This window comes from Pseudomonas sp. Yb2C2, assembly GCF_052112325.1.
Lineage (GTDB): Bacteria > Pseudomonadota > Gammaproteobacteria > Pseudomonadales > Pseudomonadaceae > Aquipseudomonas > Aquipseudomonas marginalis.
In genome coordinates this window covers 367486-388103 of record NZ_JAVAJK010000002.1, presented here as the reverse complement: position 1 = coordinate 388103, position 20618 = coordinate 367486, and the positions used below count along the sequence as shown (strand labels likewise).

At 61.9% G+C, this 20618-nt stretch carries 18 protein-coding genes; 12 read left to right on the top strand and 6 right to left on the bottom strand.

Features of this window, described 5'->3' with window-relative positions; genetic code table 11:
- Positions 1-30: 30 nt before the first annotated feature.
- The 8 genes from lepA (at position 31) to tadA (ending at position 9120) form a co-directional block, all read left to right on the top strand.
- Positions 31-1830 (top strand): translation elongation factor 4, encoded by a 1800-nt coding sequence (gene lepA, locus Q8X51_RS04010; protein ID WP_027604664.1) that lies wholly within the window; start codon positions 31-33, stop codon positions 1828-1830.
- Positions 1831-1835: 5 nt separating this feature from the next.
- Positions 1836-2690, top strand: a complete 855-nt coding sequence (lepB, locus tag Q8X51_RS04005; protein WP_027604663.1) for a signal peptidase I — start codon at positions 1836-1838, stop codon at positions 2688-2690.
- Positions 2691-2837: 147 nt separating this feature from the next.
- The gene (gene rnc, locus Q8X51_RS04000) at positions 2838-3527 is read left to right on the top strand and encodes a ribonuclease III (protein WP_027604662.1); all 690 of its coding nucleotides are present in this window, start codon (positions 2838-2840) and stop codon (positions 3525-3527) included.
- Positions 3520-4422, top strand: a complete 903-nt coding sequence (gene era, locus Q8X51_RS03995; RefSeq protein ID WP_027604661.1) for a GTPase Era — start codon at positions 3520-3522, stop codon at positions 4420-4422. Before rnc ends, era begins: the two co-directional genes overlap by 8 nt.
- A 1005-nt stretch (positions 4423-5427) precedes the next feature.
- A complete protein-coding gene (gene recO / locus Q8X51_RS03990; protein WP_407693172.1) occupies positions 5428-6117 on the top strand; it encodes a DNA repair protein RecO in 690 nt (229 codons plus the stop codon).
- 51 nt (positions 6118-6168) lie between these two features.
- Positions 6169-6912, top strand: a complete 744-nt coding sequence (pdxJ, locus tag Q8X51_RS03985) for a pyridoxine 5'-phosphate synthase (RefSeq protein WP_090409006.1) — start codon at positions 6169-6171, stop codon at positions 6910-6912.
- A gap of 328 nt (positions 6913-7240) precedes the next feature.
- Complete coding sequence (locus Q8X51_RS03980; protein ID WP_137211518.1) at positions 7241-8623, top strand: multicopper oxidase family protein; 1383 nt, start codon at positions 7241-7243, stop codon at positions 8621-8623.
- Positions 8623-9120 (top strand): tRNA adenosine(34) deaminase TadA, encoded by a 498-nt coding sequence (gene tadA, locus Q8X51_RS03975; protein WP_074844004.1) that lies wholly within the window; start codon positions 8623-8625, stop codon positions 9118-9120. Before Q8X51_RS03980 ends, tadA begins: the two co-directional genes overlap by 1 nt.
- Positions 9121-9153: 33 nt before the next feature.
- Here the strand turns inward: tadA and cmoB are convergent, their stop codons facing one another.
- The 6 genes from cmoB to Q8X51_RS03945 form a co-directional block, all read right to left on the bottom strand.
- Complete coding sequence (cmoB, locus tag Q8X51_RS03970) at positions 9154-10110, bottom strand: tRNA 5-methoxyuridine(34)/uridine 5-oxyacetic acid(34) synthase CmoB (protein WP_131698290.1); 957 nt, start codon at positions 10108-10110, stop codon at positions 9154-9156.
- The gene (gene cmoA, locus Q8X51_RS03965; RefSeq protein ID WP_065926593.1) at positions 10107-10850 is read right to left on the bottom strand and encodes a carboxy-S-adenosyl-L-methionine synthase CmoA; all 744 of its coding nucleotides are present in this window, start codon (positions 10848-10850) and stop codon (positions 10107-10109) included. Before cmoA ends, cmoB begins: the two co-directional genes overlap by 4 nt.
- Positions 10851-10885: 35 nt before the next feature.
- Positions 10886-11542, bottom strand: coding sequence for a lysoplasmalogenase (locus Q8X51_RS03960; protein ID WP_407693173.1), 657 nt, complete (start codon positions 11540-11542; stop codon positions 10886-10888).
- Position 11543: 1 nt separating this feature from the next.
- Complete coding sequence (locus Q8X51_RS03955; RefSeq protein ID WP_065926591.1) at positions 11544-11933, bottom strand: protease inhibitor I42 family protein; 390 nt, start codon at positions 11931-11933, stop codon at positions 11544-11546.
- 243 nt (positions 11934-12176) lie between these two features.
- Positions 12177-14597 (bottom strand): endopeptidase La, encoded by a 2421-nt coding sequence (gene lon / locus Q8X51_RS03950; protein WP_065926590.1) that lies wholly within the window; start codon positions 14595-14597, stop codon positions 12177-12179.
- A 120-nt stretch (positions 14598-14717) separates the two neighbouring features.
- Entirely contained in the window at positions 14718-15707 is a 990-nt protein-coding gene (locus Q8X51_RS03945; RefSeq protein ID WP_065926589.1) for a GntR family transcriptional regulator, read from the bottom strand.
- A gap of 336 nt (positions 15708-16043) precedes the next feature.
- Between Q8X51_RS03945 and Q8X51_RS03940 the strand changes: the two genes are divergently transcribed.
- From Q8X51_RS03940 to Q8X51_RS03925, 4 genes are all read left to right on the top strand, one after another.
- Positions 16044-17375 (top strand): amidase, encoded by a 1332-nt coding sequence (locus Q8X51_RS03940; RefSeq protein WP_065926588.1) that lies wholly within the window; start codon positions 16044-16046, stop codon positions 17373-17375.
- 11 nt (positions 17376-17386) lie between these two features.
- Positions 17387-18265 carry a polysaccharide deacetylase family protein gene (locus Q8X51_RS03935; protein ID WP_003234086.1) on the top strand — a complete coding sequence of 293 codons (879 nt, stop codon included), beginning with the start codon at positions 17387-17389 and terminating at the stop codon, positions 18263-18265.
- 140 nt (positions 18266-18405) lie between these two features.
- Positions 18406-19746 carry an MFS transporter gene (locus tag Q8X51_RS03930; RefSeq protein ID WP_065926587.1) on the top strand — a complete coding sequence of 447 codons (1341 nt, stop codon included), beginning with the start codon at positions 18406-18408 and terminating at the stop codon, positions 19744-19746.
- Between the two features lie 10 nt (positions 19747-19756).
- Positions 19757-20518: an SDR family NAD(P)-dependent oxidoreductase gene (locus Q8X51_RS03925; RefSeq protein ID WP_065926586.1), complete on the top strand. Its 762-nt coding sequence runs from the start codon at positions 19757-19759 to the stop codon at positions 20516-20518.
- Positions 20519-20618 lie beyond the last annotated feature (100 nt).

Below are 20618 nucleotides of genomic sequence, written 5' to 3'. Positions count from 1 at the left end.
TCTGCCTGCAGCCTTTTTGAGTGTTGATCCGTGAGTGATTTGAGTCATATCCGCAATTTCTCCATCATCGCCCACATTGACCATGGTAAGTCGACGCTGGCCGATCGATTCATCCAGATGTGCGGCGGCCTTGCCGAGCGTGAAATGGAAGCCCAGGTGCTGGACTCCATGGACCTCGAACGCGAGCGCGGGATCACCATCAAGGCCCACAGCGTTACCCTGTACTACACCGCCAAAGACGGTATCAAGTACCAGTTGAACTTCATTGACACCCCGGGCCACGTGGACTTCACCTATGAAGTCAGCCGCTCCCTGGCGGCCTGCGAAGGTGCGCTGCTGGTGGTGGACGCGGGACAGGGTGTTGAAGCCCAGTCCGTGGCCAACTGCTACACCGCCATCGAGCAAGGCCTGGAAGTCATGCCGGTGCTGAACAAGATCGACCTGCCACAGGCCGATCCGGACCGCGTAAAAGAAGAAATCGAAAAAATCATCGGCATTGACGCCACCGACGCCGTCGAGTGCAGCGCCAAGACCGGCCTGGGCGTCGACGAAGTGCTCGAGCGCCTGGTCAAGACTATCCCGGCCCCCACCGGCAACTACGAAGATCCGCTGCAGGCGTTGATCATCGACTCCTGGTTCGACAACTACCTGGGGGTTGTCTCCCTGGTACGCGTGCGCCACGGCCGTGTGAAGAAGGGCGACAAGATCCTGGTCAAGTCCACCGGCAAGATCCACCTGGTGGACAGCGTCGGTGTATTCAACCCCAAGCACACCGCGACCACTGATCTGAAAGCCGGTGAAGTAGGTTTCATCATCGCCGGCATCAAGGACATTCATGGTGCGCCGGTGGGTGACACCCTGACCTTGAGCTCCACCCCTGACGTCGACGTGCTGCCGGGCTTCAAACGCATCCAGCCGCAGGTCTACGCCGGCCTGTTCCCGGTCAGCTCCGACGACTTCGAAGACTTCCGCGAAGCCCTGCAAAAGCTGACCCTCAACGACTCGTCGTTGCAGTACACCCCGGAAAGCTCCGACGCCCTGGGCTTCGGCTTCCGCTGCGGCTTCCTCGGCATGCTGCACATGGAAATCATCCAGGAGCGCCTTGAGCGCGAGTACGACCTGGACCTGATCACCACGGCGCCGACGGTTATTTTCGAGCTGCTGCTCAAAAACGGTGAAACGATTTACGTCGACAACCCGTCCAAGCTCCCAGACCTGTCTTCCATCGAAGACATGCGCGAGCCGATCGTGCGGGCCAATATCCTTGTGCCGCAGGAACACCTGGGCAACGTCATTACCCTGTGTATCGAAAAGCGTGGCGTGCAGCACGACATGCTGTTCCTCGGTACCCAGGTGCAAGTGACCTACGATTTGCCGATGAACGAAGTGGTTCTGGACTTCTTTGACCGTCTCAAATCCACCAGTCGCGGCTATGCTTCGCTGGATTACCATTTCGACCGTTACCAATCGGCTAATCTGGTGAAACTGGATGTGCTGATCAACGGCGACAAGGTCGATGCCCTGGCACTGATCGTGCACAAGGACAACGCGCACTACAAAGGTCGCCAGTTGACCGAGAAGATGAAAGAACTGATTCCGCGCCAGATGTTCGACGTCGCGATCCAGGCCGCCATTGGCGGGCAGATCATTGCGCGAACCTCCGTCAAGGCACTCAGAAAGAACGTACTGGCCAAATGCTACGGTGGCGACGTCAGCCGTAAGCGCAAGCTGCTTGAGAAGCAAAAGGCCGGTAAAAAACGCATGAAGCAAGTGGGCAACGTGGAAATTCCACAAGAAGCCTTCCTTGCGGTGCTCAGGTTGGATAGTTAGGTCCTATGTCGCTAAATTTCCCGCTGTTGCTGGTCATCGCCGTTGCCGTTTGCGGTCTCCTGGCGTTGCTCGATCTGGTGTTCTTCGCCCCGCGTCGGCGGGCGGCTATCGCGTCCTATCAGGGCAGCGTCAGCCAGCCCGATGGCATGGTGATCGAGAAGCTGAACAAAGAGCCCTTGCTGGTTGAATACGGCAAGTCGTTCTTCCCGGTGTTGTTCATCGTGCTGGTGCTGCGCTCGTTCCTGGTGGAACCGTTTCAGATCCCGTCGGGCTCGATGAAACCTACCCTGGACGTGGGCGATTTCATCCTGGTGAACAAGTTCTCCTACGGGATTCGCCTGCCGGTGATCGACAAGAAGGTCATCGAAGTCGGTGATCCGCAGCGCGGCGACGTGATGGTGTTCCGCTACCCGAGCGACCCGAACGTCAACTACATCAAGCGTGTGGTAGGCCTGCCGGGCGACGTGATTCGCTACACCAGCGACAAGCGTCTGTTCATCAACGGCGAGTCGGTGGCCGAGAAGCTGATCGGTTCCGAACCGAACAGCCTGGGCAGTGCCGAGCTGTACCAGGAAAAACTCGGTGCGGTAGAGCACGAAATCCGCAAGGAAATGAGCCGCTACCGTGCCATGCCTGATGGTGAGTGGAAAGTGCCGGCCGGGCACTACTTCATGATGGGCGACAACCGCGACAACTCCAATGACAGCCGTTACTGGGATGACCCCAGCATTCCCAAGGACCTGCTGGGCATGGTTCCCGACCAGAATATCGTCGGCAAGGCCTTTGCGGTCTGGATGAGCTGGCCGGAACCCAAGCTCAGCCACCTGCCGAACTTCTCGCGGGTCGGGCTGATCAAGTAATACAAGCGGCGCTGTGCACACAGCGCCGAATGCTTTTCTGGGGCCTGGACATTTCCCGTCCCCGTGCAATACCAACCAGGATTTGAATTTGAACACTGCGTCAATCGTCGATGGCCGCCGGTGCCACCACACAGATATGGGTAAACCGTGACCGTTTCTCTAAGTCGTCTCGAGCGCCAGCTCGGCTACACCTTCAAGGATCAGGAATTGATGGTCCTTGCCCTCACACACCGCAGCTTTGCAGGGCGTAACAACGAACGCCTGGAATTCCTCGGTGATGCCATCCTCAATTTCGTCGCCGGTGAAGCTCTGTTCGAGCGCTTTCCCCAAGCCCGTGAAGGCCAGCTGTCGCGTTTACGCGCACGCCTGGTAAAGGGCGAGACCCTGGCCGTACTGGCCCGTGGTTTTGGCCTGGGTGAGTACCTGCGCCTCGGCTCCGGTGAGTTGAAGAGCGGCGGGTTCCGCCGTGAGTCGATCCTGGCCGATGCGCTTGAGGCATTGATCGGCGCGATCTACCTCGATGCAGGCATGGAAGCGGCCAAGGAGCGCGTCACCGCGTGGCTGACCTCCGAGATCGAAAGCCTCACGCTGGTCGACACCAACAAGGATCCGAAGACCCGACTGCAGGAATTCCTGCAATCGCGCGGTTGCGACCTGCCACGCTACGAAGTGGTGGATATCCAGGGTGAGCCCCATTGCCGCGTGTTCTTCGTGGAATGTGAAATCACCTTACTGAATGAAAAAAGCCGAGGTCAGGGTGTGAGCCGTCGCATTGCCGAACAGGTAGCGGCCGCTGCAGCACTGATTGCCCTGGGCGTGGAGAATGGCCATGACTGATTCAACCGCAACACGCTGTGGCTATGTTGCCATCGTCGGCCGCCCGAACGTGGGCAAGTCCACGCTGCTGAACCATATCCTCGGCCAGAAGCTTGCAATCACCTCGCGCAAGCCGCAAACCACCCGCCACAACATGCTGGGCATCAAGACCGAAGGCAGCGTGCAAGCGGTCTACGTCGACACCCCGGGCATGCACAAGGGCGGCGAGAAAGCCCTTAATCGCTACATGAACAAGACGGCCTCGGCGGCGTTGAAAGACGTGGACGTGGTGATCTTCGTGGTCGACCGCACCAAGTGGACCGACGAAGACCAGATGGTTCTCGAGCGTGTGCAGTACGTCACCGGCCCTTTGATCGTCGCGTTGAACAAGACCGACCGCATCGAAGACAAAGCCGAGCTGATGCCGCACCTGAGCTGGCTGCAGGAGCAACTGCCGAACGCCCAGATCATGCCGATCTCGGCCCAGCACGGCCACAACCTCGAAGCCCTGGAGCGCGTGATCGCCGGCTACCTGCCGGAGAACGAGCACTTCTTCCCGGAAGACCAGATCACCGACCGCAGCAGCCGTTTCCTCGCCGCCGAACTGGTGCGTGAGAAAATCATGCGCCAGATGGGCGCCGAGCTGCCGTACCAGATCACCGTTGAAATCGAAGAGTTCAAGCAGCAGGGCAAGACCCTGCATATCCATGCGCTGATCCTCGTCGAACGTGACGGCCAGAAGAAAATCATCATCGGCGACAAGGGCGAGCGCATCAAACGCATCGGCACCGAAGCGCGCAAGGACATGGAATTGCTGTTCGATTCCAAGATCATGCTTAACCTGTGGGTGAAGGTTAAGGGTGGTTGGTCCGATGATGAGCGTGCGTTACGCTCCCTTGGCTACGGCGACCTGTAAGGACACCGCAGGGCAAAAAATGTGGGAGGGGGCTTGCCCCCGATAGCCATGGATATCTACACAATTTTCCGTGGTCTGTGGCGAGGGAGCTTGGGCCCGTGGCGGCCTTCGGGCCGACCGCTTTTTGGGGTTTGGGGGAGTACATATCCGTTGCTGCGGTCACGGCGACTTAGGGTTCCGCCCTTACGGCGGGTCACTTTTGGAAGAGCCCAAAAGTAACCAAAAGGCTCTCGCCCCACCACTCGGTACCTCGCCTAGGCTCGGTATGCCCGAACGCAGGCTTGAATCCGTGGGCCGCCGTCATGGGCCATCCCTGGCCCAGGACGGCTAACCCGGCGTCCTGCCGGGTTACCCACGGATTCAAGCCTGCGTTCGGCCCGCGTGGTTAACGGGGCGCCTGAGATCAAGATCAAGATCAAAAGCCAGAGCCAGAGCAGATCAAAAGATGGCTGACTTCGTCAGCGGTTAAGGAAGTAGAAGCCACACCGCGTACGCTTCAAAGATCAGGTCGGCTTTAAGGCCGCCTCGTCTTGTTTTTGATTTGGGATCGCCCCGTCAAACACGCTGGCCGAACGCAGGCTTGAATCCGTGGGTAACCCGGCAGGACGCCGGGTTAGCCGCGCTGGGCCATGGATGGCCCATCGCGGCGGCCCACGCTCCAAAGCCTGCGTTCGGGCACACCGAGCCTAAGCGAGGTGCCGAGTGTTGGGGCGAAGGCCTTTTGGTTACTTTTGTGCCTTTACAAAAGTGACACGCCGTAAGGGCGTAACCCTAAGTGGCCGTTACCGCAGCAACGGATATGTACTCGGTCAAATCCAACGACATGGTCGGCCCGAAGGCCGCCACGGGCCCAAGCTCCCTCGCCACAGGCCGCTGAAAAAAGTTGTGTAGATACTTATGCCCCGATAGCGGTGGGTCAGTTAACCAATAAATGACTGACACACTGCCATCGGGGGCAAGCCCCCTCCCACATTAGGTTTGTGTTGTTTTCAAGATAGAGAACCCATGTCCCAATCCCAACCCACCAGCCAACTCGCCTACGTCCTGCACAGCCGCGCCTACCGCGAGACCAGCGCCCTGGTGGATTTCCTTACGCCCCAAGGCCGCCTGCGCGCGGTGTTGCGTAGCGCGCGGGGCAAGGCGGGGACATTGGCGCGACCTTTCGTGGCGTTGGACGTGGAGTTTCGCGGCAAGGGCGAGTTGAAGAACGTCGGCCGCCTGGAAAGCGTCGGCACGTCCGCCTGGCTCAATGGCGATGCACTGTTCAGCGGCCTCTACCTTAATGAACTACTGATCCGCCTGTTGCCCGCCGAAGACCCGCACCCGGCGGTCTTCGATCACTACGCCGCCACCTTGCTGGCCCTGGCCGAGGGCCGCCCCCTGGAGCCGCTGTTGCGCGCCTTCGAATGGCGCCTGCTCGACGACCTGGGCTACGGCTTCGAACTGCACAACGACCTGCACGGCGACCCCGTCGCCGCCGACGGCATGTATCGCCTGCAGGTGGATGCGGGCCTGGAGCGTGTGTACCTGCTGCAACCGGGACTGTTCCAGGGCACCGAGCTGCTGGCCATGAGCGAGGCCGACTGGAGCGCCCCCGGTGCCTTGTCCGCCGCCAAGCGCTTGATGCGCCAGGCCCTGGCCGTGCACTTAGGCGGACGGCCGCTGGTCAGTCGCGAGTTGTTTCGAAAGCCCTGACATCCCCGTGTATGCTGTGCAGCGTTTCTTCCCCTTTTCAGGAGCGCTTCCGTGACCACCAGCAATCGCATTCTTCTTGGCGTCAACATCGACCACGTCGCTACCCTGCGCCAGGCCCGGGGCACCCGTTACCCTGACCCGGTCAAGGCCGCGCTGGACGCCGAAGAAGCGGGTGCCGACGGCATCACCGTGCACCTGCGCGAAGACCGCCGCCACATCCAGGAGCGCGATGTGCTGCTGCTCAAGGACGTGCTGCAAACCCGCATGAACTTCGAGATGGGCGTCACCGAAGAAATGATGGCCTTCGCCGAGCGCATTCGCCCGGCGCACATCTGCCTGGTCCCGGAAACCCGCCAGGAACTGACCACCGAAGGCGGCCTCGACGTGGCCGGCCAGGAAGCGCGGATCAAGGCCGCGGTGGAGCGCCTGTCGAAGATCGGCAGCGAAGTGTCACTGTTCATCGACGCCGACGAACGTCAGATCGAAGCGTCCCGCCGTGTCGGCGCGCCGGCCATCGAACTGCACACCGGCCGTTACGCCGACGCCACCACACCGACCGAAGTGGCGGATGAACTGCAGCGCATCATTGACGGTGTGAACTGCGGCCTCAATGAAGGCCTGATCGTCAACGCCGGCCACGGCCTGCACTACCACAACGTCGAAGCAGTGGCTGCGATCAAGGGCATCAACGAGCTGAACATCGGCCACGCGCTGGTAGCCCACGCGCTGTTCGTCGGTTTCAAAGGCGCGGTTGCCGAGATGAAGGCCCTGATCCTGGCCGCCGCCAAGCCCTAAAAAACACTGAAAATCCAATGTGGGAGGGGGCTCGCCCCCGATAGCGGTGTATCAGCCATAAAGGTAGTGGCTGACACACTGCTATCGGGGCATAGGTATCTACACAACTCTTAGAGGCAGGCACAAAACCCTGTGGTGAGCGGGGCAAGCCCGCTCACCACAAGGGCCTCGTTCGCTAAGGGTAGGTTTTCACCAAAGATGTGTAGATACCTATGGCTATCGGGGGCAAGCCCCCTCTCACATGCGAAGCCTTACTGTTTAGCCAATGCAGGTGTATCGTATCTGCCCTTTGCAGGCCCTGTGCCTGCGGCAGATACGTGAGGTTGTTGTGTCCCGATCCTTTTCCCGTCGACAAATCCTGGGTGGTCTTGCAGGCCTGGCCGTAGTGGGCGTCGGTGCCGGTGGCGCCTACCGCTACTGGCTGGGGAAAGTCGCTGAAGCCGAGGCGGGGCATGATTACGAACTGATCGCCGCGCCGCTCGACGTAGAACTGGTGCCGGGGCACAAGACCCAGGCCTGGGCCTTCGGCCCTTCGGCACCGGGCACCGAGTTGCGGGTGCGCCAGGGTGAGTGGCTGCGGGTGCGCTTTATCAACCACCTGCCGGTCGCCACCACGATCCACTGGCACGGCATCCGCCTGCCGCTGGAAATGGACGGCGTGCCCTACGTCTCGCAATTGCCGGTGCTGCCCGGCGAATACTTCGACTACACATTCCGCGTGCCCGACGCCGGCAGCTACTGGTACCACCCCCATGTGAACAGCAGCGAAGAACTCGGCCGCGGCCTGGTCGGCCCGCTGATTATCGAAGAACGCGAACCCACCGGGTTCAAGCACGAACGCACCCTGAGCCTGAAGAGCTGGCATGTGGACGAAGAGGGCGCCTTTGTCGCCTTCAGCATTCCCCGTGAGGCCGCGCGCGGGGGCACGGCCGGGCGGTTGTCGACGATCAATGGCGTATCCCAGGCGGTGATCGACCTGCCTGCCGGGCAGATCACCCGTGTGCGCCTGCTCAACCTCGACAACACCCTGACCTATCGCATCAACATCCCCGACGTCGAAGCGCAGATCTACGCGCTGGACGGCAACCCTGTCGAACCGCGCCCGCTGGGCAAGGAATACTGGCTGGGTCCGGGCATGCGCATCTGCCTCGCGATCAAGGCGCCGCCGGCGGGCGAAGAACTGTCGATCCGTAACGGCCCGGTGCGCCTGGGCACTTTCCGCTCAGTCGTCAACGCCGATGCACCGACCGAATGGCCCCCGGCATTGCCCGCCAACCCGATTGCCGAGCCGGACCTGGCCAATGCGGAGAAACTCAACTTCAATTTCGAGTGGGTCGGTTCAGTGTCGGTGAATGTCGATAATGGCAAGCCGCCGAGCCTCTGGCAGATCAACGGCCAGGCCTGGGACATCACCGACAAGACCTGCGCCGACCGCCCGATTGCCAAGCTGGAAAAAGGCAAGAGCTACATTTTCGAATTGAAGAACATGACCCAGTACCAGCACCCCATCCACCTGCACGGCATGAGCTTCAAGGTGATCGCCTCGAACCGCCACAAGGTGATCCCGTATTTCACCGACACTTACCTGCTGGGCAAGAACGAACGCGCCCGCGTGGCCTTGGTGGCGGATAACCCCGGGGTGTGGATGTTCCACTGCCACGTGATCGACCATATGGAAACCGGCCTGATGGCCGCCATCGAGGTGGCGTAATGCGCCAGTTTCGCCCCACGGCGATCATCGACCGCAGCCGCGACCAGGATTTCATGCGCGAAGCCCTGGCCCTTGCCGCCCAAGGCGCGGCGCTGGGCGAAGTGCCGGTGGGCGCGGTGCTGGTGCAGGACGGTGAAATCATCGGCCGCGGCTTCAACTGCCCGATCAGCGGCAATGACCCCAGCGCCCATGCCGAAATGGTCGCCATTCGCGCCGCTGCGCACGCTGTCAGCAACTACCGACTGCCGGGCAGTACGCTGTACGTGACCCTGGAACCGTGCAGCATGTGCGCCGGGCTGATCGTGCATTCACGCATCGCGCGGGTGGTGTATGGCGCGTTGGAGCCGAAAGCGGGGATCGTGCAAAGCCAGGGGCAGTTTTTTACCCAAGGGTTTCTTAACCATCGGGTGTTGTTTGAAGGCGGGGTGCTGGCCGAGGAGTGCGGCACGGTGTTGAGCGAATTCTTCAAGGCCCGCCGAGCCAAGCCCCCGCTCTAAAGAACACTTCATTTTTTCAGGGAGTTTGGGGGCTTACTTTTTAGCGATGATCACCGCCCGCATCGGCGCCGGCAGCCCTTCAATCGTCTTGCTGTGATCCTGTGGATCGAGGAAGTCGCTGAGGGACTGATACTTCATCCACGCCGTCCCGCGCTGTTCCTCCACCGTGGTCACGCTCACATCCACGCACCTCACATCACTGAACCCGGCACGCCGCAGCCACAGCATCAACGCCGGCACTGAGGGCAGGAACCACACGTTACGCATCTGCGCATAACGGTCTTCCGGAACCAGCACCTGTTGCTGGTCGCCTTCCACCACCAAGGTTTCCAGGACCAGTTCGCCGCCCTTGACCAAGGTGTCCTTCAGCGCCAGCAAATGCTCGATCGGCGAGCGGCGGTGATAGAACACCCCCATGGAAAACACCGTGTCGAAGCCTTCCAGGTTCGCCGGCAGGTCTTCAAACGGGAACGGTAGGTGCCAGGCCTTGGGTTCGGACAGGTAACGCTGTACGGCCTGGAACTGGCAGAAGAACAGCCAGTTCGGGTCGACGCCAATCACGCTGTCGGCCCCGGCGCCGAGCATGCGCCACATGTAGTAACCGTTGCCGCAACCGACATCGAGAATACGCTTGCCCTTCAGGTCCAGGTGCGGGGCCACACGCGACCACTTCCAGTCCGAGCGCCATTCGGTGTCCACATGCACGCCGAACAGGTGGAACGGGCCCTTGCGCCACGGGCTCAAGCCCATCAGCGCGGTGTGCATCTGCGCGCGGGTGGCGTCGTCGCAATCGGTGTCCAGCACCAGGCCATTGAGCAAGTCGACTTCACTGGGCTGGATCTTGGGCAGCGCGTCCAGGGCACTCTGCCAACGCTCCAGGTCGCCATGACCCTTTTCCATCTTGCTATCGAGCTGCGCTTGCAGGCCTTGGGCCCATACAGCCAGGGGGGTACCGACCAGATGGCGGGCGAGGGGGGACAGATCAATCATGGCAAGGCAATCAACGAGGCAAAGTTAAGACACTGGAACCACGGCACGACTTTCGAAAACCCGGCCGCCAGCAGGCGTTCGCGGTGTTCTTCGAGGCTGTCGGGCTTCATGACGTTTTCGATGGCGCTGCGCTTCTGGGCGATTTCCAGTTCGCTGTAGCCGTTGGCGCGTTTGAACGCGATATGCAGGTCGGTGAGCAGCGCATGTTCTTCCAGGTCGTTGAAGCGCAGCTTTTCCGAAAGGATCAGTGCGCCGCCGGGCAATAACGACTGGCGGATACGCCCGAGCAACGCCAGGCGCTCATCCGGGGCGATAAATTGCAGGGTGAAGTTCAACGCCACCACCGAGGCCGGTTGGAACTGCAGCGCGAGGATGTCGCCGTCGATCACCTCGACCGGCAGCAGCTCCTGGAACATCGAGTCCTGGCCATTGAGGTATTCGCGGCAGCGCTCGACCATGGCCGCCGAGTTATCCACCGCGATCACGCGGCAACCGTCGGTGCGCACATGACGGCGCAAGGCCTGGGTCACCGCTCCCAGGGACGAGCCCAGGTCGTAGAGCACGCTGTGTGGTTGGGCAAACTGCGCTGCAAGCACGCCGAGGTTTTCGACAATCGTCGGGTAACCGGGCACCGAACGCTTGATCATGTCCGGGAACACCCGCACCACGTCCTCGTTAAAGGCGAAGTCCGGCACCTGGGGCAGGGGCTGGGCGAATAGGCGATCGGGTTCTTTGCTCACGGTTGTTCCGGCGACGAAGGGGAAAGGCCGGCATTTTAGCCAAGTTGGCCCTCGTGTGCGCGGGTTGTCTGATGGAAAGCCGAGGCGGTGATGCCCCACTGTCCGAGCCAGTAGGTGACGATCAACAAATACGGCGCGGCGTCGAATGACAGCACAAACCGATTGATGCCGATCAGCGTGTCGGAAAACACAAACGACACCGCGCCAGCCGCCGCCAGCAGCGCCGAGCGTTTCGGTACATCGCTGCCCACACGTGCCAGCGCGCGCCAGAGCATGGCGCTGATCACCAGTGCGTAAATCACCACCGGTACCAGCAGTTCGCCAAGACCGTGGGAGATCAGGATGCCCAGCAGGATCGCGCCCACGCCCAGCGCCAACGCCAACGGCAGCAGCGCCAGACGGCGGCAGTCGCTGAAATAGGCTCTGAGATAGGCCAGGTGGGCACACAGGAAAGCGCCGAGGCCGAAGATAAACAGGTCGCCCGGCCAGGCCAGCAATACATCGCCGGCCAGGGAAAAAATCAGCCCGAGGCTGATCCAGCGTCGATAGTCGGTCGGCGGCGCATCATGCAGCCAACCCAGCAGCGCCAGCACCGGCAGCGGCTTGACCAGCAGGCACAGCAACGTGGCATGGGTGCTCAGGCCGTAGATAAAGGTGCCTGCGCCCATCAACGCAAGAATCAGCCATGGCATATCAGTTCACCGTAATGGCGCAATCGAAGGTCTCTGCGGGCTCGGCTTCCGGTTCCCAGGGTTGCTGGGAGGTCAGGCGCAAACGACCCTGGCCGGCCGTGAATGCCTGGAAGCGCCAGGTGGACTGGCCGCCGCCGCCGATTACACCGGATTCCGAGCTGCTGTACACCTCGGGGCCCAGGGCCCGCAATACGCCGCCGGCGGAATCCTGGATGGCCCAGCGGTAGCCGGTGGTGGGGTTGCTCGGCAGGGTGAGGATCAGGTTTTGCCCGGTCTTGAGTTGCAGCGGGCAGGCGCTCTGGTTGTCCACGGTGACGTTTTGCTTCGGCGCACTGGCGCAGGCGGCGAGCAGGCAAAGGCTCAGGGGGAGAAGCAGGCGGGCGGCGATCATGGGGGCTCCGTTGTTTGGCGACGAAGACCGAGCATAACCGAAGATGAGACAAGGTGTGACAAGAGGGCTGCCGGGTGCCGTTTGTGGCGAGCAGGCTTGCCCTGCGTTGGGCTGCGAAGCAGCCCCTCTTAAAAAGACCCCCATTCTTTCTGAAAGAACAGGGTCGTCAGTTTCGGGGCTGCTGCGCAGCCCAACGCAGGGCAAGCCTGCTCACCACAGGGGCCCACTCGGGCTAATGAGGTATCAGAAGAGCACCTTCGCCACATCCGCAAAGCGCTTGGCAAAGTGCACGGTCATGCCTTCCTTCAGGTACTCCGGCAACTCTTCAAAACTGCCGCGATTGGGCTCCGGCAAAATCAGCTCGTGAATCTTCTGGCGGCGCGCCGCAATCACCTTCTCGCGTACCCCGCCAATCGGCAGCACATGCCCGGTCAACGTCAGTTCGCCGGTCATGGCCACGCCTTTTTTCGGCGCTTGATTGCGCGCCAGGGACAGCAGCGCGCTGGCCATGGTCACCCCGGCGCTCGGGCCGTCCTTCGGCGTGGCGCCTTCCGGTACGTGCAAGTGCACGAAGGCTTCGTCGAAGAACTTCGGATCGCCGCCAAACGACTTCAGGTTGGAGCTGATGTAGCTGTAGGCGATTTCGGCGGACTCTTTCATCACCTCACCCAGCTGCCCGGTGAGCTTGAAGCCGCGATTGAGGGTGTGGATACGGGTCGCCTCGATCGGCAGGGTCGCGCCACCCATGCTGGTCCAGGCCAGGCCGGTGATCACGCCGGTACCCGACAGCACCTGTTCGTTGCGGAACACCGGCATGCCGAGGGAGCTTTCCAGGTCCTTGTTGCCGATCTTGATCACCGAGTTCGGTTCGTCCAGCAGCTTGACCACCGCCTTGCGCACCAGTTTGCCCAGTTGTTTCTCCAGCTGGCGCACCCCGGCTTCACGGGCGTACCCGTCGATCAGTGCGCGCAGGGCGCCGTCACTGATGCTCAGGCTGTTTTTCGAAACGCCGGCTTTTTCCAGCTGTTTTGGCCACAGGTGGCGTTTGGCGATGGCGACTTTTTCTTCGGTGATATAGCCCGACAGGCGAATCACTTCCATACGGTCCAGCAGCGGGCCGGGAATCGAGTCCAGGGTGTTGGCGGTGCACACGAACAGCACCTTGGACAGGTCCAGGCGCAGGTCCAGGTAGTGGTCGAGGAATTCGACGTTCTGCTCCGGGTCGAGGGTTTCCAGGAGTGCCGAAGCCGGATCGCCCTGGAAGCTCTGGCCCATCTTGTCGATCTCGTCGAGCATGATCACCGGGTTCATCACTTCCACATCCTTGAGCGCCTGCACCAGCTTGCCCGGCAGGGCGCCGATGTAGGTGCGGCGATGGCCCTTGATCTCGGCCTCGTCGCGCATGCCGCCGACGCTGAAGCGATAGAACGGCCGCCCGAGGGACTCGGCGATGGACTTGCCCACGCTGGTCTTGCCCACGCCCGGCGGGCCCACCAGCAGCACGATGGAGCCAGCGACCTCGCCTTTATAGGCGCCCACCGCGAGGAACTCGAGGATGCGGCTCTTGATGTCATCCAGGCCGGCATGGTGCTTGTCCAGCACCTTGCGTGCGTGCTTGAGGTCGAGTTTGTCCTCGCCATACACGCCCCAGGGCACCGAGGTGGCCCAGTCCAGGTAATTGCGCGTGACGGCGTATTCCGGCGAGCCGGTTTCGAGGATCGACAGTTTGTTCAGTTCTTCATCGATACGTTTTTTCGCCTGGGCCGGCAGCACCTTGCCTTCCAGGCGTTGCTCGAACTGTTCGACGTCGGCGCTGCGGTCGTCCTTGGTCAGGCCCAGTTCCTGCTGGATGACCTTGAGCTGTTCCTTGAGGAAGAACTCGCGCTGGTGTTCGCCGATCTTGCGGTTCACCTCGGCGGAGAGTTCTTTTTGCAGGCGCGCGACTTCCACCTCCTTGCGCAGCATCGGCAGGACTTTTTCCATGCGCTTGAGCATCGGCACGCAGTCCAGCACTTCCTGCAGCTCATTGCCTGTGGCCGAGGTCAGCGCGGCGGCGAAGTCGGTGAGGGGCGACGGGTCGTTGGGGCTGAAGCGGTTGAGGTAGTTCTTCAGCTCTTCGCTGTACAGCGGGTTGAGCGGCAGCAGTTCCTTGATCGCATTGATCAGCGCCATGCCGTAGGCCTTGACCTCGTCGGTCGGCTCGCTCGGCTGGTGCGGGTATTCCACTTCCACCAGGTACGGTGGGCGGTGGTGCTTGAGCCAGGTCTTGATCCGCACGCGGGTCAGGCCCTGGGCGACGAATTGCAGCTTGCCGTTCTCGCGGCTGGCGTGGTGCACCTTCACCAGGGTGCCGTACAGCGGCAGGGCGGAGGTGTCGAAATGGCGTGGATCTTCCGGCGGCGTGTCCATGAAGAACAGGGCCAGGGAGTGATGGTCGGATTTGCTCACCAGCTCCAGGGTCTCGGCCCACGGCTCTTCGTTGACGATCACCGGCAGCACTTGCGCCGGGAAGAACGGCCGATTGTGGATCGGGATGATGTAGACCTTGTCCGGCAGGTTTTGCCCAGGCAGGGCCAGGCCGGTATTGGACGAAGGGGTTTCAGCGTTTTCGGGGTCGGCGTAATCGTTGAGGTCGTAATCAGGGAATTCTTGCTGGTCGCTCATGGGGCACCTGCATAAGGAAGTATGCAGCTTAGATGGGGCGGGGTAGCAGTGGTTTCAATGGTGGGGGTGAGATAGCAACATATTGCAGGAAATTACTGCGGCGACATTGGTCAATATGGGTCAGCTGATTTTGTGGAGGTAGGCGGGGAGTGGCTGTTCTGGCAGCACCGAGAGCACTTTCAGGCGCTGCAACATCCGCTGCCGCGCCCGCTGCAAATGCTCGCGCAGGTTCAACGCCGCCGCATCGAATGCGCCATGCAGCAGCAGCTCCAGAATCAATCGATGTTCGGCAAGCATCGCCGGATCAGCGCCGATCCCCAGCAATCGGTAAAAAATCCGGCTGATGATCATCGGGCTCTGGCCCTGGCGAATCAGCGCGGCAATCTTGCGGTTTTGCAGGCCGGCCAGGCAGCGCTGGTGCAGGTCCTCTTCGATCTGCTCGATGGCTTCCAGGCTGCACTGGGGGCTGTCCTGGGCATCCAGCACGCGCTGCAGCATGGCTTCCAGCATGTCGCGGTCGAGGTTCGGGGCACTCTGGCGCAGGGCTTCGGGTTCCAGGCAGGCGCGCAGTTCGTAATCTTCGGTGACTTCCCGCGCGGTCAAGGGCCCCGCCAGCCATTGGGAATAGGGCTCTTTTTCCACCAGGCCGCGGTCGCGCAGGCGCATCAGCGCTTCACGCACCACCGCGCGGCTGACGCCGTAGTGGTCGGCGGCGGCTTGCTCATCCAGGCGGTAATGGCCAAAGGCGATACAGGTGGACAGCGCCGCGCCGATTTCCTCGACGATGCGCTCGCCCAGCGGCCGGGTGTCCACCAGTTCGGCCTCGCCATTGAGGCCCAGGTGCCCATGGCTCAAGGGCAGGCGCAACGGCTCCATGGCCAGGCCGTCGGGGTTGATCAGGTAGCCCCGGCCGTTGAAACGGCAGATCAAGCCCTCAGCGTGCAGCAGGTCCAGCGCCTTGCGCACCGGCACGCGGCTGGTGCCGAACAGCTCGGCCAGGGGCGCTTCCAGCAATACCAGGCCATGGCGGGCGGTGCCATTGACGATCGCGTCGCGCAACACCTGGTGAATCATCGCGTAACGGGAGGCCGAGGCGGACACTGCTTTCATCGATTTCTCAAAGGCATGTAGGACGATGGCCGGGGATTCTCTCATAAGTTGCGCCTGTCACTCTGCGCCACGTCGGTGGCACTTTTTTGGGGCCTTGAATGTAGGAATGTTACTTTTCTGCACCAAAATGTACTTATTAATAAAAGATACATTATTTCATTGAGGACGCTTCGTAACCGTGGCGCAAGATTTTTTTCCATCGATCAACACCATCTATCCTGTAGCTCTGGGTAAGAATGCGTAATCGCGCCAAGAGCGCTACGCAGAGACTGGCACGAAAGCTGCCTTTGTAAAATGTACATTTTATTAATATGTACGTTTTATGAGGTTTCCCTGATGTCAGACGCCACTTCACTGGCCGAGGATTTCGCCAGCGGTCGCAGCGACCCGGTGCAAGTCCTTGAGCAGGCACTCGATCAAGCGAGCCGCTCGACCAGCGTATTTATTGCCCTGACGGCCGAGCGCGCCCGCCGTGAAGCCGAAGCGTCCGCCGCCCGGTGGCGTGCCGGCCAGCCCTTGAGCGTGTTCGATGGCGTGCCCCTGGCCTGGAAAGACCTGTTCGACGTAGCCGGCAGCATCACCACCGCCGGCGCCGCTTACCGCCGTACTGCGCCCGCCGCGTTGCTCGACGCCCCCAGCGTGGGCCTGTTGTGCCGTGCCGGGATGGTCAGCGTCGGCAAGACCAACCTCAGCGAACTCGCCTATTCCGGTTTGGGCCTGAACCCGCATTTCGGCACGCCGCACAATCCCCATGACACGGACCAGGCGCGCATTCCCGGCGGCTCGTCGTCCGGGTCGGCGGTGGCGGTTGCGGCCGGTATCGTGCCGATCGCCATGGGCACCGACACCGCTGGCTCCATCCGCATTCCGGCAGCGCTCAACGGCCTGGTGGGGTACCGCAGCAGCAGCCGACGCTACAGCCGCGACGGTGTGTTTCCCCTGGCCCGTTCCCTCGACAGCCTTGGCCCGTTGACCCGCAGCGTGCGCGATACCTTGGCCATCGACGACCTGCTCCATGGCCGTGCCCGGCAGCACAGTGCCCGTCGCCTGAAAGGGCAGCGTTTTGTGTTGGAACAGGGTGTGCTAGCTGACGTGGAGCCTGCCGTGCGCAACAACCTGCTGCGCGCCGTTGAGCGACTGAAGGCGGACGGTGCGCTGATTGAAGAGCGTGAAAGCACCCCGTTCCAGGCCACCCTGGACCTGATCAAGCACCAAGGCTGGCTCGGCGCGTTCGAAGCCTTCGCCCTGCACCAGGACCTGCTCGACAGTGCTGACGCCGAACACCTCGACCCCCGTGTGCGCCGCCGCCTTGAAGCCGCGCGCGCATTGCCGGCCAGCCAGTTGATCCACCTGACCGACGCACGCCGTCGCCTGCAACAGCAACTGCTCGACGCGCTTGACGGCGCGATCCTGATCACCCCCACCGTCGCCCATGTCGCCCCGGCGTTGGCACCGCTTGAGGCCGACGACGAACTGTTCGTCAAAACCAACCTCGCCACCCTGCGCCTGACCATGCCCGGCAGCTTTCTCGACATGCCAGGCGTCAGCTTACCCAGTGGCCGCGATGCCCAGGGCCTGCCCACCGGGCTGCTGCTGAGCGCCCCGAGCGGAGAAGACGCGCGGCTGTTGCGCGCGGCCTTGTCCGTCGAGTCCGTACTTAACTTTTAAGGAGACACACCATGGCTAAAGACATCCTCTGTGCATTTGGCGTCGACGTCGACGCCGTCGCCGGCTGGCTCGGTTCCTATGGCGGCGAAGACTCGCCCGACGACATCTCCCGCGGCCTGTTCGCCGGTGAAATCGGTGCGCCGCGCCTGCTCAAACTGTTCGAGCGCTACGGCCTGCGCACCACCTGGTTTATCCCCGGCCACTCGATGGAAACCTTCCCCGAGCAGATGAAGGCCGTGGCCGACGCCGGCCACGAAATCGGCGTGCATGGCTACAGCCACGAAAACCCGATTGCGATGACCGCCGAGCAGGAAGAAATCGTCCTCGATAAATCCATCGAGTTGATCACCCAAGTCACCGGCAAACGCCCCACCGGCTACGTCGCGCCGTGGTGGGAATTCAGCAAGGTCACCAACGAGCTGTTGCTGAAAAAAGGCATCAAGTACGACCACAGCCTGATGCACAACGACTTCCACCCCTACTACGTGCGCAAGGGCGACAGCTGGACCAAGATCGACTACAGCCAGCACCCCGACACCTGGATGAAACCCCTGGTGCGCGGCGAAGAAACCGATCTGGTGGAGATCCCGGCCAACTGGTACCTCGACGACCTGCCGCCGATGATGTTCATCAAGAAAGCCCCCAACAGCCACGGCTTCGTCAACCCGCGCCACCTCGAAGAAATGTGGCGCGACCAGTTCGACTGGGTCTACCGCGAGCACGAACACGCGGTATTCACCATGACCATCCATCCCGACGTGTCCGGCCGCCCGCAAGTGCTGCTGATGCTTGAACGCTTGATCGAACACATCCAGAGCCATGCCGGCGTGCGCTTCGTCACCTTCGACGAAATCGCCGACGACTTTATCCGCCGCCAACCGCGTACCTGATCCCAACCCTGTAGGAGCGAGCTTGCTCGCGAAAAGCCTGAGAGCACCGCGTGCATTCAGGATGCCCGCGTCATCGTTGACGATTTTCGCGAGCAAGCACGCTCCTACAGAAAGCCCACTCCACCTCCCGAGGCGCGATTATGTCCATCTACAACAAGCTTGACCTGACTGGCTGGAAACCCCGGCAACTGACGTCCCAGGAAGTGCGCTTCGCCACCTGGATCGCGTTTTTCGCCTGGGTGTTTGCGGTGTACGACTTCATCCTGTTCGGCACCTTGCTGCCGGAGATCGGCCGACACTTCGGCTGGGGTGAAGTGGAGCAGGCTGAAATCGCGACCTGGGTGGCGGTGGGTACCGCCGTGGTTGCCTTGGCCATCGGGCCGATCGTCGACAAGCTGGGGCGGCGCAAAGGGATTATTTTCACCGTGGCCGGTTCCGCACTGTGCTCGGCGCTGACCGCCATTGGCGGGGCGTGGGGCAAGTCGCCGCTGATTCTGATTCGTTCGCTGGGCGGCCTGGGGTATGCCGAAGAAACCGTCAACGCCACCTATTTGACCGAGCTGTATGGCGCCTCGGAAGACCCGCGACTGACCAAGCGCCGCGGCTTCATCTACAGCCTCGTGCAGGGCGGCTGGCCGGTCGGTGCGTTGATCGCCGCCGGCTTGACCGCGCTGTTGCTGCCGATCATCGGCTGGCAGGGTTGCTTCATCTTCGCCGCGATCCCGGCGGTGGTGATCGCGATCATGGCGCGCAAGCTCAAGGAGAGCCCGCAGTTCCAGATCCACCAGCGCATCAGTCAGTTGCGTAAAAGCGGCGCGGTGAAAGAAGCACAAAACGTTGCCGTGACCTACGGTGTGGACTACGACGAACACAGCAAGGCCGGCCTCAAGGCGGCCTTCCGTGGCCCGGCCCGTCGCGCCACCCTGGTGATCGGCGCTGCGCTGCTGCTCAACTGGGCAGCGATCCAGGTGTTCAGCGTGCTCGGCACCTCGGTGATCGTCAGCGTGCACCACATCTCGTTCGAGAACTCGCTGATCATCCTCGTGCTGTCCAACCTGGTGGGTTACTGCGGCTACCTCAGCCACGGCTGGATGGGCGACAAGATCGGCCGTCGCAATGTGATCGGCCTGGGTTGGATGCTTGGCGGCCTGGCGTTTGCCGGCATGCTGTTTGGCCCAAGCAATATGCCGATGGTGGTCGGGTTGTACAGCCTGGGCCTGTTCTTCCTGATCGGGCCGTACTCGGCGGCGCTGTTCTTTATCAGTGAAAGTTTCCCCACCAGCATCCGCGCCACCGGCGGCGCGATCATCCATGCCATGGGCCCGATTGGTGCCGTGGTCGCGGGCTTTGGTGCGACCCAGGTGTTGTCCGCCGGCAGTGACTGGCAGACCGCCGCGCTGTGGTTCGGCGCGCTGCCGTGCTTCTTGTCCGGCGCCCTGATGTTTGCCGCCCGCCATGTGCGTCCGGAAACCGTTCAGTAAGGAGAGTTCGATGAGCCGTAAAGTTGCCTTGATTACCGGCGCCGCCAGTGGAATCGGCCAAGCCCTCGCCGTGGCCTATGCACGTTGTGGCGTGGCGGTGGTGGGCGGGTATTACCCGGCCGATCCCCACGACCCGGGCACCACCGTGTCGTTGGTGGAAGAGGCGGGGGGCGAGTGCCTGATGTTGCCGCTGGACGTGGGCGATACCGTCTCGGTGGACGCCCTCGCCGAACAGGCGGTACAGCATTTCGGTCGGCTGGATTACGCGGTGGCCAACGCCGGTTTGCTGCGCCGTGCGCCGCTGCTGGAAATGACCGACGAGTTATGGAACGAGATGCTCAATGTCGACCTGACCGGGGTGATGCGCACCTTCCGCGCGGCGACGCGGCATATGAACGAAGGCGGCGCGCTGGTGGCGATCTCTTCGATTGCCGGCGGCGTGTATGGCTGGCACGACCACAGCCATTACGCTGCGGCCAAGGCCGGTGTGCCGGGGTTGTGCCGTTCGCTGGCGGTGGAATTGGCGCCCCTGGGCATTCGCTGCAATGCGGTGATCCCGGGGTTGATCGAGACGCCGCAGTCGCTGGATGCGAAGAACTCGCTGGGTCCGGAAGGTCTGGCAAAAGCGGCGCGGGCGATTCCGTTGGGGCGGGTAGGGCGCGCGGATGAAGTGGCGTCGCTGGTGCAGTTCTTGACCAGTGAAGCGTCGAGCTATTTGACCGGGCAGAGCATCGTTATCGACGGCGGCCTGACCGTACGCTGGCCCGACTGACTGATGTACTCAATCCAAATGTGGGAGGGGGCTTGCTCCCGATAGCGGTGGGTCAGTCACAGCAGTTCTAACTGAACCACCGCTATCGGGAGCAAGCCCC

Excerpts from the sequence above, each read along its gene's own strand:
- lon (WP_065926590.1), bottom strand. The coding sequence starts at position 14,597 with ATGAGCGACCAGCAAGAATTCCCTGATTACGACCTCAACGATTACGCC.
- Q8X51_RS03960 (WP_407693173.1), bottom strand. The coding sequence starts at position 11,542 with ATGCCATGGCTGATTCTTGCGTTGATGGGCGCAGGCACCTTTATCTAC.
- lepB (WP_027604663.1), top strand. The coding sequence starts at position 1,836 with ATGTCGCTAAATTTCCCGCTGTTGCTGGTCATCGCCGTTGCCGTTTGC.
- Q8X51_RS03930 (WP_065926587.1), top strand. The coding sequence starts at position 18,406 with ATGTCCATCTACAACAAGCTTGACCTGACTGGCTGGAAACCCCGGCAA.
- cmoB (WP_131698290.1), bottom strand. The coding sequence starts at position 10,110 with ATGATTGATCTGTCCCCCCTCGCCCGCCATCTGGTCGGTACCCCCCTG.
- Q8X51_RS03940 (WP_065926588.1), top strand. The coding sequence starts at position 16,044 with ATGTCAGACGCCACTTCACTGGCCGAGGATTTCGCCAGCGGTCGCAGC.
- recO (WP_407693172.1), top strand. The coding sequence starts at position 5,428 with ATGTCCCAATCCCAACCCACCAGCCAACTCGCCTACGTCCTGCACAGC.
- Q8X51_RS03945 (WP_065926589.1), bottom strand. The coding sequence starts at position 15,707 with ATGAAAGCAGTGTCCGCCTCGGCCTCCCGTTACGCGATGATTCACCAG.
- Q8X51_RS03925 (WP_065926586.1), top strand. The coding sequence starts at position 19,757 with ATGAGCCGTAAAGTTGCCTTGATTACCGGCGCCGCCAGTGGAATCGGC.
- tadA (WP_074844004.1), top strand. The coding sequence starts at position 8,623 with ATGCGCCAGTTTCGCCCCACGGCGATCATCGACCGCAGCCGCGACCAG.
- era (WP_027604661.1), top strand. The coding sequence starts at position 3,520 with ATGACTGATTCAACCGCAACACGCTGTGGCTATGTTGCCATCGTCGGC.
- Q8X51_RS03955 (WP_065926591.1), bottom strand. The coding sequence starts at position 11,933 with ATGATCGCCGCCCGCCTGCTTCTCCCCCTGAGCCTTTGCCTGCTCGCC.
- Q8X51_RS03935 (WP_003234086.1), top strand. The coding sequence starts at position 17,387 with ATGGCTAAAGACATCCTCTGTGCATTTGGCGTCGACGTCGACGCCGTC.